The sequence below is a fragment of the Clostridium pasteurianum genome, assembly GCF_001705235.1.
GTDB lineage: Bacteria > Bacillota > Clostridia > Clostridiales > Clostridiaceae > Clostridium_S > Clostridium_S pasteurianum_A.
The window spans coordinates 1,541,568-1,557,268 of the sequence record NZ_MCGV01000001.1 but is presented as its reverse complement, the minus strand read 5'-3'; the positions used below and the strand labels follow the sequence as shown (position 1 = coordinate 1,557,268).

12 protein-coding genes are annotated in these 15,701 nt (G+C 30.6%); 11 read left to right on the top strand and 1 reads right to left on the bottom strand.

Annotation, left to right across the window (positions count from 1 at the left end):
• Positions 1-8: 8 nt before the first annotated feature.
• The 6 genes from ribD (at position 9) to pdxT (ending at position 5,076) form a co-directional block, all read left to right on the top strand.
• A complete protein-coding gene (gene ribD / locus BEE63_RS06785; protein WP_066023185.1) occupies positions 9-1,091 on the top strand; it encodes a bifunctional diaminohydroxyphosphoribosylaminopyrimidine deaminase/5-amino-6-(5-phosphoribosylamino)uracil reductase RibD in 1,083 nt (360 codons plus the stop codon).
• 4 nt (positions 1,092-1,095) lie between these two features.
• Entirely contained in the window at positions 1,096-1,737 is a 642-nt protein-coding gene (locus BEE63_RS06780; protein ID WP_066020662.1) for a riboflavin synthase, read from the top strand.
• A 58-nt stretch (positions 1,738-1,795) separates the two neighbouring features.
• Positions 1,796-2,995, top strand: a complete 1,200-nt coding sequence (locus tag BEE63_RS06775) for a bifunctional 3,4-dihydroxy-2-butanone-4-phosphate synthase/GTP cyclohydrolase II (RefSeq protein ID WP_100369874.1) — start codon at positions 1,796-1,798, stop codon at positions 2,993-2,995.
• 51 nt (positions 2,996-3,046) lie between these two features.
• Positions 3,047-3,514: a 6,7-dimethyl-8-ribityllumazine synthase gene (gene ribH / locus BEE63_RS06770; RefSeq protein ID WP_066020660.1), complete on the top strand. Its 468-nt coding sequence runs from the start codon at positions 3,047-3,049 to the stop codon at positions 3,512-3,514.
• A 124-nt stretch (positions 3,515-3,638) separates the two neighbouring features.
• Positions 3,639-4,514, top strand: a complete 876-nt coding sequence (gene pdxS, locus BEE63_RS06765; protein WP_175400884.1) for a pyridoxal 5'-phosphate synthase lyase subunit PdxS — start codon at positions 3,639-3,641, stop codon at positions 4,512-4,514.
• Position 4,515: 1 nt separating this feature from the next.
• Positions 4,516-5,076, top strand: coding sequence for a pyridoxal 5'-phosphate synthase glutaminase subunit PdxT (pdxT, locus tag BEE63_RS06760; RefSeq protein WP_066020658.1), 561 nt, complete (start codon positions 4,516-4,518; stop codon positions 5,074-5,076).
• Between the two features lie 61 nt (positions 5,077-5,137).
• Here the strand turns inward: pdxT and BEE63_RS06755 are convergent, their stop codons facing one another.
• Entirely contained in the window at positions 5,138-7,171 is a 2,034-nt protein-coding gene (locus BEE63_RS06755; RefSeq protein WP_066020657.1) for a methyl-accepting chemotaxis protein, read from the bottom strand.
• 317 nt (positions 7,172-7,488) lie between these two features.
• Between BEE63_RS06755 and BEE63_RS06750 the strand changes: the two genes are divergently transcribed.
• The 5 genes from BEE63_RS06750 (at position 7,489) to BEE63_RS06730 (ending at position 15,677) form a co-directional block, all read left to right on the top strand.
• Positions 7,489-7,866 carry a GntR family transcriptional regulator gene (locus tag BEE63_RS06750; RefSeq protein ID WP_066020656.1) on the top strand — a complete coding sequence of 126 codons (378 nt, stop codon included), beginning with the start codon at positions 7,489-7,491 and terminating at the stop codon, positions 7,864-7,866.
• A 15-nt stretch (positions 7,867-7,881) separates the two neighbouring features.
• On the top strand, positions 7,882-9,009 hold the full coding sequence (locus BEE63_RS06745; protein ID WP_066020655.1) for a DUF1648 domain-containing protein: 1,128 nt from the start codon (positions 7,882-7,884) through the stop codon (positions 9,007-9,009).
• 1,005 nt (positions 9,010-10,014) lie between these two features.
• Complete coding sequence (locus BEE63_RS06740; RefSeq protein WP_066020654.1) at positions 10,015-11,598, top strand: WG repeat-containing protein; 1,584 nt, start codon at positions 10,015-10,017, stop codon at positions 11,596-11,598.
• Positions 11,599-11,673: 75 nt separating this feature from the next.
• Positions 11,674-13,545, top strand: a complete 1,872-nt coding sequence (gene ftsH, locus BEE63_RS06735) for an ATP-dependent zinc metalloprotease FtsH (protein WP_066020653.1) — start codon at positions 11,674-11,676, stop codon at positions 13,543-13,545.
• The gene (locus tag BEE63_RS06730) at positions 13,494-15,677 is read left to right on the top strand and encodes a HelD family protein (protein WP_066020652.1); all 2,184 of its coding nucleotides are present in this window, start codon (positions 13,494-13,496) and stop codon (positions 15,675-15,677) included. Before ftsH ends, BEE63_RS06730 begins: the two co-directional genes overlap by 52 nt.
• Positions 15,678-15,701: the final 24 nt, after the last annotated feature.

The window sequence follows — 15,701 nt, the reverse complement described above, 5'->3', positions numbered from 1 at the left end:
AAAAGTTTATGAAAAGAGCATTATACCTTGCAGAAAAGGGAAGTGGATATGTGAATCCAAATCCAAAGGTTGGTGCAGTTATAGTTAAAAATGGCAAGATAATTGGAGAAGGCTTTCATGAAAGGTTTGGGGAAAATCATGCTGAGATAAATGCTTTAAATTCAGCTGGTGAAAATGCCAGAGGGGCAGAAATTTATGTTACTTTAGAACCATGTTCTCATTTTGGCAAAACTCCACCATGCGCGCGGACTTTAGTTAAAGCAGGATTAAAAAAAGTAATAATTGCAATGAAAGATCCAAATCCAATAGTTAGTGGAAGAGGAATAAAAATATTAAGGGAAAATGGCATAGAAGTTGTTTTAGATGTTATGAAAGATGAAGCAGAAAAATTAAATGAAGTTTTTATAAAATATATAACAACTAAAAGACCTTTTGTACTTATGAAAAGTGCTGTATCTTTAGATGGTAAAATAGCAACAACTTTAGGTGAATCTAAGTGGATAAGTGGGGAAGTTTCAAGACAATATGTGCATAAGTTAAGAAATAATTTTATGGCAATAATGGTTGGCATAGGTACAGTTATTTCTGATGATCCACTACTTACAACTAGAATTGAAAACAAAAAATCAAAGAGCCCTATAGCCATAATTCTGGATTCAAAGCTTAAGGTTCCACTAAATTCTAGGATCTTTACCACATTAAGTGAAAGAAAAATTATAATTGCAACTACTGAATATTCAGATAAAGCTAAAATGGCAGAATTAAAAAAGATGGGCATTTTAGTAATTGAAATTCCAAGTAAATGTGGACATGTAAATTTAAAGTATCTTATGAATGAGATTGGGAAAATGGGCATAGATAGCATTTTGCTTGAAGGGGGAAGTAAGCTTAATTTTTCATGTATTAAAGAAAATATTGTGGATAAAGTAATGTATTTTGTGGCGCCTAAATTAGTTGGAGGAGAAAAGGCTAAAACTTCAATTGAAGGTGAAGGAATAAAAAGTTTAAGTGATGCTGTTAAAGTAAATAATATGAATTCTGAAAAAATAGGACAGGATATTCTTTTAACAGGATATGTAGAGAAGGGATGATTTAATGTTTACGGGACTTATAGAGGAAATCGGTGAAATTAGGACTGTAAAAAAGCACAGCGATTCAATAAGATTATCTATAAAAGCACCTAAAATAATAGATAAAGTTAAATTGGGAGACAGCATAGCTATAAATGGTGTTTGTCTTACTGTTGTATCTTGTGAACATGGTGAGTTTGATGTTATGCCAGAAACCTTTAAAGTAACTAACTTAAGAAATTTAACTGCTGGAAGTAAGGTGAATCTTGAAAGAGCTTTGGCATTAGGAGATAGATTTGCTGGACATATAGTGAGTGGACACATAGATGGCACAGGTATTATACAGAGTATAAAAGAGGACAGCATAGCCATTGAATACATCGTAAAAGCAGACAAGGAAATTATAAATAATCTTGTTTATAAAGGATCTGTTGCCGTGGATGGGGTAAGCCTTACATTGGGTGAAGTAAAAGAAAATTATTTTAAATTTTATCTAATTCCACATACGCAAGAAAAAACTACGCTAACTGAAAGACGAGAAGGGGATATTTTAAATATAGAGTGTGATATTTTAGCGAAATATATTCGGAATTTTATGAATATAGAGACTATTAATAATGGTAACCAGATTACAGACGTATTTTTAAGAGAAAATGGTTTTATGTGAGTAAAAGAGTTCACAAGGTATAACCTAATAGCTCAATTGTGAACTATCTGAGGAGGAGATTTATATGAAATTTGATAGCATAGAAGAAGCAGTTAAGGATATTAGAGATGGGAAAATGGTTATTGTGGTTGATGACGAAAACAGAGAAAATGAAGGCGATTTAATAGCAGCAGGTGAAACTATAACTGGTGAGACAATAAATTATATGGCAAAATATGCTGGTGGGCTTATATGTACCCCTATGGATGGCAAAACTATGGACAGACTTAAAATAAATCAAATGGTGGAGAAGAATACAGAATATTTTGGGACAGCTTTTGGTGTTTCTGTAGATGCAGCAAGTACAACCACAGGAATTTCGGCTTATGAGAGAGCAGAGACTATAAAAAAGCTTTCAGATAAAAATTCTAATGTAAATGATTTTGTAAGACCAGGTCATACATTTCCGTTAAGAGCCAAAGAAAATGGTGTTTTAGAAAGAAATGGGCATACAGAGGCTACTGTTGATATGGTGAGATTAGCTGGTTTTAATCCTCCAGTTGGTGTGTGCTGCGAAATTATGAAGGAAGACGGTCACATGGCGAGATTACCGGAGCTTATTGAATTTGCAAAGGAAAAAAATATAAAAATAATAAGCATAGAAAAGTTAGCCGAATATAGAACAAAAAATGAATTTTTATTGACAAAAGAAGCGGAGGCAAAGCTTCCAACTAAGTATGGATGCTTTAAAGTTGTTGGTTATAGAAATAAGATAAATGGTAAAGAAAATTTAGCAATAGTTAAGGGAAATATTCAAAATGAAAAAGAGGTACTTGTTAGAGTGCATTCTAAATGCCTTACGGGTGATGTATTTGGTTCACTTAGATGTGACTGCGGAAATCAACTTTCTGCTGCGCTTAAGGCAATAGAGAAGCATGGTAGTGGTGTGCTTTTGTATATGGATCAAGAAGGTAGAGATATTGGGCTTTTAAACAAGTTAAAGGCTTATGAGCTTCAAGAGAAAGGGATGGATACTGTTGAAGCAAATCTTGAGCTTGGATTTCCACCTGATTTAAGAGATTATTGGGGAGCTGCGGAAATACTCAAGGATTTGGGTGTAAAAAGAATAAAACTCATGACAAATAATCCTGATAAAATAGAGAAGTTACAAAAGTATGGAATTGACGTAGTGAAGAGGGTTCCAATTAATACCGAACATTACAGGGAAAATGAATTTTATTTAAGAACTAAAAAGGAAAAAATGGGACACTTGATTTAAGTGATTTTTGGGGTAATGAAATTATAATTATTAAAAGGAGAATAAATTATTATGAAAATATATGAAGGTAAATTAGTAAGTGAAAATTTAAAATTTGCGATTATAGCAAGTAGGTTTAATGAATTTATAGTATCAAAATTACTATCTGGTGCTATAGATGCGCTTAAAAGGCATGGAAGCCAGGAAGAAGATATAGAAGTAGCATGGACGCCTGGAGCTTTTGAAATACCTTTAATAGCAGAAAAAATGGCTTCTTCAGGTAAATATAATGCTGTAATTTGTGTTGGTGCAGTTATAAGGGGAGCAACCCCTCATTTTGATTATGTAGCTTCTGAAGTATCAAAGGGAATAGCACAGACTTCACTTAAAACTGGATGCCCTGTAATATTCGGAATACTCACAACAGATAATATTGAGCAAGCAGTTGAGAGAGCTGGGACTAAATCTGGTAATAAGGGATTTGATGCGGCAGTAACTGCAATTGAAATGGCAAATTTAGTTAAAAATATAGAAAAATAAGTCAAAACATATATTAATGTATCCATACACTTTTCAAATTGCTATAGTTAGATTATTATAAAAATATATTATGAGATCTCAGATATAATTTTATATTTTAAAACAAAGATTTTTTAAAAGGAGAATTAGTATGGATAGGGTTAATATAAATAAAAATCTTGCTCAAATGTTAAAGGGCGGGGTAATAATGGATGTTGTAAATAAGGAGCAGGCTATAATTGCTGAAAAGGCGGGAGCATGTGCAGTTATGGCGCTTGAAAGGGTTCCAGCTGATATAAGAAAACAAGGTGGAGTTGCAAGAATGTCTGATCCTAAGATGATAAAGGAAATAAAAGAGGCTGTATCAATACCTGTTATGGCAAAGGTTAGGATAGGACATTTTGTAGAGGCTCAGATACTTCAGCAAATAGGAATAGATTTCATAGATGAAAGTGAAGTTTTAACTCCAGCAAATGATTCATGTCATATAAATAAAAAAGATTTTAAAGTTCCTTTTGTGTGTGGAGCAAGAAATTTGGGAGAGGCACTTAGGAGAATTGGAGAAGGTGCTTCCATGATTAGGACAAAGGGAGAAGCAGGTACTGGAAATATTATTGAAGCTGTAAGACATATGAGAACTGTTATGGGTCAAATTAGAAGGGTTAAGAATTCACCTAAAGAAGAGCTAATGAGTATGGCTAAGGAAATACAGGCTCCATATGAATTAGTTAAGTATGTTTGGGTTAATGGAAAATTACCTGTAGTTAATTTTGCAGCAGGTGGTGTTGCGACTCCAGCTGATGCAGCTCTTATGATGCAGCTTGGAGCAGAAGGAGTATTTGTAGGTTCTGGTATATTTAAATCTCAAAATCCTGAAAAACGAGCTAAAGCAATTGTTATGGCTACAACTTATTATGATGATGTAAAAGTTCTTGCAGAGGTATCAGAAGATCTTGGAGAGTCGATGCTTGGTCTTGAAATAAGTGAGATAAAAGACAGATATGCAGAAAGAGGTTTATAGCATGAAAGTTGGAGTACTTGCTTTTCAGGGTGGAGTAATAGAGCATGTAAATCACATAAAAAAGCTTAAGCAAGAAGTAATAATGGTTAAGAAAGCTTCTGATTTAGATGAGATTGATAGACTTATAATTCCAGGCGGTGAGAGCACAACTATAGGTAAGTTTCTAATAAAGACAAATATGATTGAACCTTTAAGAAAAAAAATTAATGAGGGAATGCCTGTATGGGGTACTTGTGCGGGTATGATAATTCTTGCAAAACGTATAGAAAATAGCGAAGTTAATTATATTGGTGCCATAGATATAACTGTTAGAAGAAATGCTTATGGGAGTCAAATTGATAGTTTTACCTCAGAAGCTTTAATTCCGGAAGTGTCACCACAAAAGATACCACTTGTATTTGTAAGAGCTCCTTTTATAATTTATATTGGAGATAAGGTAAAGTGTTTGTGCAGGGTACAGAATAATATAGTTGCAGCTAGGTATAGAAATGTTCTTGTAACGGCATTTCATCCTGAACTTACAGATAATTTAGAATTTCATAGATATTTTTTAGAAATGTAAAATAAACTTTTATAGTTAAAGGTATTTTCCCAAGTTTTAATGGGAAAATACCTTTAGTTTTTTATAAATTAAACTTGTTAATTATTTCTTGTAATTTTTGAGCATTAACTTCATTTTGCTCGGCAGATTGAGAAATTTCCTTAAAACTTTCAAGCATATTAGAATTTTTTTCTGCAATATTGGATAAACCGTAAGCACCATCACTTGAGGTTTTTGCTACATTATTAATTGCAGTAGAAATTCCTGTAATAGATGCATTTAATTCTTCCGAAATGGCACTAAAATCCATCATAATGTCGCCCATAGTTTTAGCATCAATATCATATTGTTTAGCGGTGTCCATAAAACTTTCATAGTTAGGTAGAACATCCTTATCTATAAAATCCAATATTTTTTTTGAATTTAGGGTCAAACTTTTCACTGAAGTTATAACTATATTTACAATTTTCTGTATTTCTTTAGTGGTTTCAGAAGATTGTTCTGCAAGTTTACCAACTTCATCTGCTACAACGGCAAAGCCCTTTCCGGCTTCACCTGCTCTTGCCGCTTCTATAGAAGCATTTAAAGAAAGTAAATTTGTTTGTTCAGTAATTTCAAGTATTGACTTAGTTAAATTATTTATTTCATATACAGACGATGAAGATTTTATTGACTCCTCAAGCTCATCTTTAACTTTTTTGTAAACCTCTTTTGTTTCAATACTGGATTTACTGAAGGAAGTCATTAGATTATGAGCTCTATCTGCTACTTTATCTGCTTCATGTGAACCGTTTTGAGCTTTTAAAGACATGGAATTTACCGCTTTTGTGATTTCATTCGAGGAAGCTGATACCTCTTCAGTAGATGCAGCTGTTTCTTCCATGCCGGCAGAAAGAGTTTCTGTTTCACTACTTGTTTCTTCTGAAAAACTTCTGAGTTTGCTAGTTAACTTTTTCACTAAATCAGCATTATTATTTAAGTCGGAGGAAGATTCACTGAGGAGATTAACAACGTCTCTTAAAGCAGATCTCATAGAGCCTACGGACAATGCTATATCTCCAACTTCATTATTTAAATGTAATAAATAATCATATTTTGAATCCTGTTTAAAGTCTAAAGAAGCAGTTTTATTTACAAGTTCTTTTAGTTTGAGTATAGGTGTAGTAATGGTTTTTGATAGTATAGTACCTATTATAATGGCTATGATAGTTAATAATAGTGATATTAGCACTATTTTTAAAATCATGTTGCCTATAAAAGAAGTTACATCATGTTTGTCAACAGATACTACTAGTACCCAATGTGTACTTGGAATTTCACCATAATAAGATAGTTTTTTAGCACCATTAAAAGTATATTCTATAGAAGAAGCAGGTATATAATCACCTTTTTTAATTCTATTAATTACGTTTTTTATTGCATCATTTTCTACTGGTTTGCCTATTTTGGATTTTGTAGGATGATAGATAACATTACCTTTTTCGTCAACTAAATAAATATAACTTGAAGCTAAATTTTGAAGTTTAGTACTTTTTATGTACTTTGAAAAACTTTCAGCACGTACAGTAGAACCTACAAAACCGATTACACTACCGTTATACTTAATTGGACTTGCAAATACTATGGTTTGTGCGCCTGTGTCTTTTGAAATAAGAGTTTCACTTATAGCATCATTTCCGTTAAGTGCTTCTTTGCAATAACTTCTATCGGCTATGCTTTTGCCAATAAGTTTTTGGGAACTGTCTGAATAAATTGTTGAATTTGTATCAACTATAAAGGTATGTTCTATATAATTGTGTTCTTTTACATATTGAATCAAAGTATTATTCATTTCATTAGTTGAATTATTGTAATCCTCACTATTATTTTGAGTTTGTCTTTTTAAAGCTAATTCAACAACATTTTTACTTTGAGCAAGTTTCTGTATTTCTGATTTTTCCTTTTCTATCATGCTACTTATAGTGTCATTAGAGCCTTTTTCAGATAAATACATTTCTGAATTAACTTGTTTTAGCATAACATTGTTTGTTTCATAATACATGATTGCGCAGGTTATAATTGTTGAAATTATAGTAATGCTTATTATTACTAAAGGAATTTTTTTTGTAAGTTTCATACACTCTCACCTCTGTGTTTTATTATTGTATTAATTATATCGTTTTAATTGGTTCACATATTAGAATAATATTTAAAAAAGTTAAAATATTATGAAAATTGTCTAGCTTTTTAGGATAAATATAAGAATGTTCAAAATTTAAGTGCTTTTTGTATGTATATTGTATAATAAAAAAATATGTATTAAAATAATGTAGCAGCATAAGAGATTAATTAATGTTGAAGTAAATATTGACAATTTAAAAAAAATGTTGATTTAAAAAATTCCATTTGTTATATTATAAGTATAATAAATCAATCTATGAAGAAGGTGATTTTTTGTTAATAAAAATAGATTTTGATTCAGATACGCCGATATATGAGCAATTAAAAAACCAATTAGTTAAAGGTTTAGCCAGTGGTGAAATAAGTAAGGGAGAGAGTCTTCCTTCAGTTAGACAAATGGCAGAGGATATAGGAATAAATCTTCATACGGTTAATAAAGTATATAATATATTAAAACAAGAAGGATACCTTAATATAGATAGAAGAATTGGGGCTGTAATAAATGAAAATATGCCTCAAGATACTGAAGAATTTAGAGAAAAATTGCAAGATACGCTTGAATATATTATTGCTGATTGCAAATGTAGGGGTATTGATAGAGAAAAATTTTTGTATTTGTGTAGTAAAATTTACGATAAGTACAATGTATAAGTTGAGGTGATTTTTATGCAGGATGAGTTGATGTTAAGCTTATTTTCTTTCATATTTATGATAATTCTTATTGCATGTCAGGTAGTGTCATTATACGTATCTAGAAAAGATATATATTTAGGTATTAGAATTCCACAAGATGAAAGGAAAAGCTCTGAGGTTAAAGCTATTGGCAAAAGTTATGTAAGAGCCAATTTTATTATTGGAGTACCCACTGCTATCATACTTTCATATTTAGTATATAAATTCATGTATACATTTGTTTATACAGCAAGTATATTTGTGTTTATTTTTATAGATTTTATTATTTACTATTTTTATAATAGAAAGATGGCAGAACTTAAACGAGAAAAAGGATGGCTTAAGACAAAAAAGCAGATTGTTGTAATTGATACTTCGTTTAGTAAATTGAATGGTGAAAAAATAATTTCAGGTTCTAAATGGTTTGCTATATCGATTATTTTCATTATTGTATGTATAATTATCAATATTAAACAGTATCCAAGCCTTCCCAAGGTTTACCCAACACACTGGGCTATGAATGGAAAACCTAATGGATACACATATAAGTCTTATATGTCAATTTTTTCTGTTCCAATACAACAAGTTGTTTTAACTGTAATTATGTTTATTTCGTATAAAATGATAGTTTGGAGCAAACGTGAAATAGATGCTAAAAATCCAGAAGAATCTAAAAATAAAAATATAAAATGTAGAAACATATGGATAATGTACACGGTATTAGTTACATTTGTAATGCAAATTATATTTATGATTGAAGATTTTCAAGTTATGCAGATAGTTAAAGTAAATACTGTATTTATAACTATTTTTGTTCTTGCAATTTCATTTGGAATAGGAATAGTTTCTATAATTATAGCTATAAAGGTTGGTCAAGGAGGAAGCAGGCTTAAGGAGAAGCCAAGTGATAAAAATTTTGAGACCAATGTAAGAGATGATGACAAATATTGGAAGCTTGGAAATACAATATATTATAATAAAAATGATCCTTCTATTTTTATTGAAAAGAGATTTGGAATAGGATGGACTGTAAATGCTGGAACTAAGATAGGAATGCTATTTTATATAGCAACAGTTGCGATAATTATTGTAGCTATTGCTATGAGTATTTTTGAAAAATAATTTAGAAAGCTGTCCTTTAAATGTAAGTATTGGTTACAATTTCAGGACAGCTTTCATGTCTAAAAGAACCTAAAGCCATCTTAATTATGACCTACATACATAGCTGCGTACCCAAGTAAACCTTCTATTTTGTTACATGAGCATTTTGTTACATACATAAGTTTTCATTCGATTTATTAATATATTTATAAGAACCATGCCAATATCTCAATTAACATGACCTAAATAAACAAACCAATAAATCTTCGCTCGACTATTGTAAATACATATATAACCTTTCATAGTTTATCCTATAAAAAGCTGTATACAAACTTATAACAGCCTTCCTCCGACATACATAGAACCGCGCGGTCAGAGTTAAAGACGATTGTGATCCTATATACATCTTTGGTCGAATAATTTTGAGCCCGTGTGTTAATAAGACCCTCATTACTCTTCGCTCAACAACTTTAAATCCTTCGACAATATTTATAATGCCCCATAAAAATTTTTATATGCATTAAATATAAAAAAATTGCGAAATAATAGTATTTTGAAACATTAAATAAAAATCATAAGACTAAGCCTCAAATTATAAAAAGACTAAGGAATTTTAATAACTCGCTGAAAAAAAACTCAGACAAATTAAAATTTCTAAGTCTTTTTATAATTTGAAGCAAGTCTTATTGAATTTTATTTAAATCGTTTCCAAAATACTATTACTCCGCTTAGAATAAAAGTAAGGTAAATTTTTCTCCGATTCTCTGCGAAAAATAATATATTAACTTATTTAAAGATCAAATAATATAGATATTAAATTAAATCAATTATTTAAATTTCGCAAGCTTTGCGAGTTATTAAAACTCTTAGGATTTTATGATTTTTTTACCTTAGCTTTATAGAATTTTTTTAATGTTACTTCATCGATGTTAATTCACAAATGTATAAAAAAGGAATTTTAATAATAGTATATAAAGACGAATAAGATATTCACTGTAGTATTTATTTAAAATGGGGGATGAGAGAATGATGGATAGTAAAATCGAGCTTAGTAAACTTCAGGAATCGCTCAAAAGAGATGCTTTTGAAAAATATGATGATTATGAAAAACGCATAAAGAGTATAAAGTCTGTGAATATAGGAAAAGCTGCGCTTGAGGAGGAAAGTTATGACAGTGAATACGGTTTTTGCTATGTTAAAATTGAGTGGTATGGCATTGATTCAGTAGAAAAAATGAAAAGTCAATATTTTTTTTGTATGATAAGTAGCAGTACTTTAAATGGTAACATTGATTTTAATGACAAATATGATGTGTACTGTAAATTTGTTTCTATAGGTGAGAAAGTATATATTGATAATGAAAGTTTAAATATAGGCATTAATGGAGAGAATTATAAAATATATTGTGTAAATTTATATAGACAAGCATTTGAAAGTTGTGATGAGTTCAAAAACAGGATAACTAATATAAAACCTATTCCTCTTGGTAAAATTAAATTTAGCAAGGATAATTACGATATAAAAACATCTTCAATTATATTAAACAATGATTGGAATATAATAAAGGAAATAAATGTGCCTAAAGTATACGGATTATTTTCAATCATTGATAATTTACATGTAAAAGAGATATGTGAAAAAGATAGGGAATATGTTTTATATGGTAAACTTATGCTAATGGATAAAATTATAAGCATTGATATGGGGAGTTTATTTATAATGGCAGATGACAATTTTATGCCCATTTATTCAATTTGTGTTAATAAATTTGATTTTCATGATGAAGATAAATTTAATGAAAATATTAAAAACATTTCACTAATTAGTGCAGGAAAAATAAGATTGAATCCTAGTAAATACGATTTTGAAAAAGAAATATTTCTGGCAGATGTTATATGGAAAAAGTGGGCTGTACGATTTACAGCACAGTTATGTTCATTTTCAATTAATGTGCCGAGAAATGATGCTAAGGAATTGTATAGAGGAGGAGGAATTTATGACACATATATAAGTTTTTTAGTTGATGATGATAAGGTTTCTATTGATAAAATAAAGGCTATTACTTTTAACAAAACTATAAGTTTAGATTATAAGTCACAAAATAGCGAGGTAGTTATTTCTAGGGTAACAGAAAACGACAATTCAAACGATATGAATTTTGATACTAATATGGAACTTAATCTTATGAGATATATAAGTGATAAGGGTAAATATGGATATATGGATAGTTCAAAGCGAAAAATTATTATAGAACCAAAGTATGATTATATAGGAAGTTTCTATGATGGAGTTGCACGAGTTAATATAAATGGTAAATGGGGATTTATAAATTTAAATGGTGAAATTGTAATACAGCCTAAATTTAATATGGTAAAAGACTTTCATGATGGTCTTGCAGCATTTAACGTAGGAAAATTTGGAACTAAAAAATGGGGATATGTAGATTTAAGTGGTAAAATTGTAATTGAGGCTAAGTTTTCTGAGGCTGGTGATTTCTACAATGGAATTGCTAATGTTAAATTACATGGCTTTTTAGCGGCTAAAAAAAATGTTTATATAAACAATGTAGGGAAAGTAATTAATTATAAAAAGGTTATTGTTGCAAAATAGTATAATTTTAAAATTATTAATAACTTTTGGACGTAAATTGTGTTATTATAGTATAACAAGCAAGGAGGAAGTGGGATGTTTGATAATAAAGATTTTAAAGATAAAAAATTTAAATATGCCATTTATTATACATTAGGTGTGATAGTTTTCGTTTTATTGTTTAATTATGCGGCATCCTCTATAAGAACAGAAGAAATAAGTTATAACAAATTTCTTGATTTACTTAAGGCAAAAAAGATTTCGCAGGTTAACGTGTCGCAGCAGAAAATAGTGATAGTACCTAAGGATAATGCAGGATATCAGAAAAAGATTCTTTATACTGGAAGAATAGACGATTCAGATTTAAAGAATGAGCTTAAAGATTCTGGGGCAGAAATTAAGCCTCAAATACAGAATGATGATCCTATAAAAAGTTTTGTTATTAATTGGATTTTGCCAATAATTTTATTGACATTTTTGGGGAAAATATTATTTGGAAAGCTTGATAAAAAATTTGGCGGCGGTGTCATGTCATTTGGCAAAAATAATGCAAAGCTTTATGCTGAAAATGAAACCGGGAAAACCTTTGATGATGTTGCGGGTCAGGAGGAAGCCAAAGAATCTTTAATTGAGATTGTAGACTTTCTTCATAATCCTAATAAATATACTGAGATAGGTGCTAAACTGCCTAAAGGAGCACTTTTAGTTGGACCGCCAGGAACAGGTAAAACCCTTTTAGCTAAAGCAGTAGCAGGAGAAGCTAAAGTACCATTTTTTTCAATGTCGGGTTCTGATTTTGTTGAAATGTTTGTAGGAATGGGAGCTGCAAGGGTAAGAGACTTATTTGAGCAGGCTCAAGAAAAGGCACCATGCATAATATTTATAGATGAAATAGATGCAATAGGTAAAAGTAGGGAAAGCGCAGTTGGTGGCTCAAATGATGAGAGAGAACAGACTTTAAATCAACTTTTGGCTGAGATGGATGGTTTTGATTCGTCAAAGGGAGTTGTAATTTTAGCTGCAACTAATAGACCAGAAGTACTTGATAAAGCTCTCTTAAGACCTGGCAGATTTGATAGAAGAGTTATTGTTGATAGACCTGACCTAAAAGGTAGAGAGGCAATTCTTAAAGTTCACTCTAAAGATGTAAAAATGTCCGAGGATATATCTCTTGAAGATATTGCTAAGGCAACTTCAGGTGCAGTTGGAGCAGATCTTGCTAATATAGTAAATGAAGCTGCACTTTTAGCTGTAAAGAGGGGCAGAAGTAAAGTTATACAGGAAGATTTAGATGAGGCAGTTGAAGTTATAGTTGCAGGCAAGGAGAAAAAAGATAAAATATTATCAGATCAGGATAAGAAAACTGTTGCATATCATGAAGTTGGTCATGCACTTGTAGCTGCTCTTTTAAGACATACAAATCCAGTACATAAAATAACGATTATACCTACAACAATGGGAGCCTTGGGATATACTATGCAGCTTCCAGAAGAAGAGAAGTATTTAGTAACTAAGGAAGAGATGTCAGATCAAATATGTGTTATGCTCGGTGGAAGGTCTTCAGAAGAAGTTGTTTTTGGAACTATTTCTACAGGAGCATCTAATGATATAGAAAAGGCTACACAAACAGCTAGAAATATGGTCACAATATATGGAATGACTGATAAATTCGATATGATGGCACTTGAATCAGCAGGCAATAGGTACTTAGATGGAAGACCGGTTAAAAATTGCAGCAATGAGGTTGAATATGAAGCTGATAAAGAAGTATTAAGAATAATAAAAGAAGCACATAATAAGGCAAAAGATATTTTGCAGACTAATAGGGAACTTCTTGATAATATTGCAGAAATTCTTCTTGAAAAAGAAACATTAAGTGGGGATGAATTTATGAAAATTGTAAAGGAGAGTTCGGCGTGGAAAGAAATGATGAGCGAGGAAACAGAAACACAGAAATTAACAGAATAGTAGAAGAAAAAAATAAAGTTGAAGAATATGAAAAGGAATCCTTAAAATTAAAAGGTGTTCTTGATATTATAAATAGGGAAATAATTCAGTGTGTAAATAAGAAAAAAGAAATTTCTGAGTACATAGTTAAAGAGAGAGAGAGGAAAGTAGAAGATTACGAGGATGATGAAGATAAGGTAATAGACTACTTTGATCATGAAACTTATGTAAAAGAAGAAACTTATAAAATAATATACAAAAAGCTTAAGGAAATGAATGTTTTATTGGGATCACCTTACTTTGGAAGAATTGATTTTGATGAAAATGATGAAGCTAAAGACACAATATATATTGGTAGATTTGGTGTAACGCCAGTAGACAGCTATGAACCTCTTATAGTTGATTGGAGAGCTCCCATAGCATCAATTTTTTATACTTCTTCTTTAGGCAAAGCTAAGTATAAGGCACCTATGGGTGAGGTAGAGGTTAATATAGATAAAAAAAGGCAGTATGTAATAAAAAAAGGTATACTTCAAGGCTTTTTTGATTCAGAAGTAGATGTTAAGGATGAAATACTTCAAATGGTTCTCAGCAAGAACTCAGGCGATAAGCTTCGTGATATTATAATGACAATACAGTCAGAGCAGGACAATATAATAAGACAGGGAAGAAATAAAATTTCGGTTGTAAATGGAGTTGCAGGAAGTGGAAAGACCACTATAGCTCTTCATAGGGTTGCATATCTTTTATATAATTACAGGAATATACTTCAGGACAAAGTTTTAATTATAGGACCAAATCCTGTGTTTATGGAATATATAAAGAATGTACTTCCAAGCCTTGGAGAAGAAAATGTAAGGCAGGAAACTTTTTTGGATTTTGCCCTTGAGATGCTTCCACTAGATACTTATGATGTTATGAGTACTAAAAATTATATGGAGAAAATTCTGCAAAATAATAGTGAGTTTATAGAAGACATTAAGTATAAAACTTCTGATAGATACATAGAGGTTCTTAATAAACTTATTTCTGAAGTAGAAGAAAGCTATAAAAATAATATAAAAGATGTTTTTTATGGAGATAGAAAGGCCTTAAGCCGTGAAGAAGTGATGGAACTTTTTACTGATTATTATGGATATATGTCCCTTTATAGAAGAAATAACAAGATAAGAAGAATAATCTTTGGAAAGCTTAAGGATATAAGAGATGAAATATTTAGAAAAATACAAAAGGATTATGAAGAAGCAGTCAAAAATTGTTCTAAAGAAGAACTTAATGTAAAGGGAAATGAACTTATTTTCCAGAGAAAGTTGAAAATACGTGAAACTATAAAGAAACTTATGGAAACTAAAAAAGAATTGACATGGCTTGATAATATGAATATTTTAGAGGTATATAAAAAGATTAATGGTGACAAAATGTATACAATAGACGATTTAGCACCTCTAATATATATAAAGATAAGGTTAGATGGTTTAAAATTTGAACATGAAATAAAGCATGTTGTAATAGATGAAGCTCAAGATTATAGTAAATTACAGTTTATTATAATAAGGAAATTAACAAAATGTCTTGGGATGACTGTGGTTGGCGATACTAATCAAAGACTTATACCTAAATTTCAAGATAAACTTGCAATGGAAGAAATAGATAGTATATTTGATGATATTCCTGTTGAAATGTTTAAATTGAATAAAAGTTATAGGTCTACAGCAGAAATAATGAAATATGCTAATGATTTTATAAATGAAGACAGCTCAGTTCCAATGGTTAGAAGCGGTGATAAGGTTGAGAGAACCTATGTTAGTAGCAAGGAACAATTTATAGATACAGTAGCTGATGAAATATCTAAGATGAAAAAAGAAGGACTTGAAACTATAGGTATAGTTTGTGAAAATATGACTGATACAGAATACTGTGGTAAACTTCTAAAAACGAAGATACATGTAAATATAATAGATAAGGAAAACCAAATTTATACTGGTGGAGAGACTGTTATGCCTTCATATTTTGCTAAAGGACTTGAGTTTGATGGCGTAATTATTGTAGATAGAGGTAAGCGAGAAAAAGAAGATAGGACTTTATATGTAATGGCAACTAGAGCGCTTCATAGGCTGCATGACATCATTCTGCCGGAAAAATTTGAAGATTAACTAAATATAACGAATTAAAGTTCT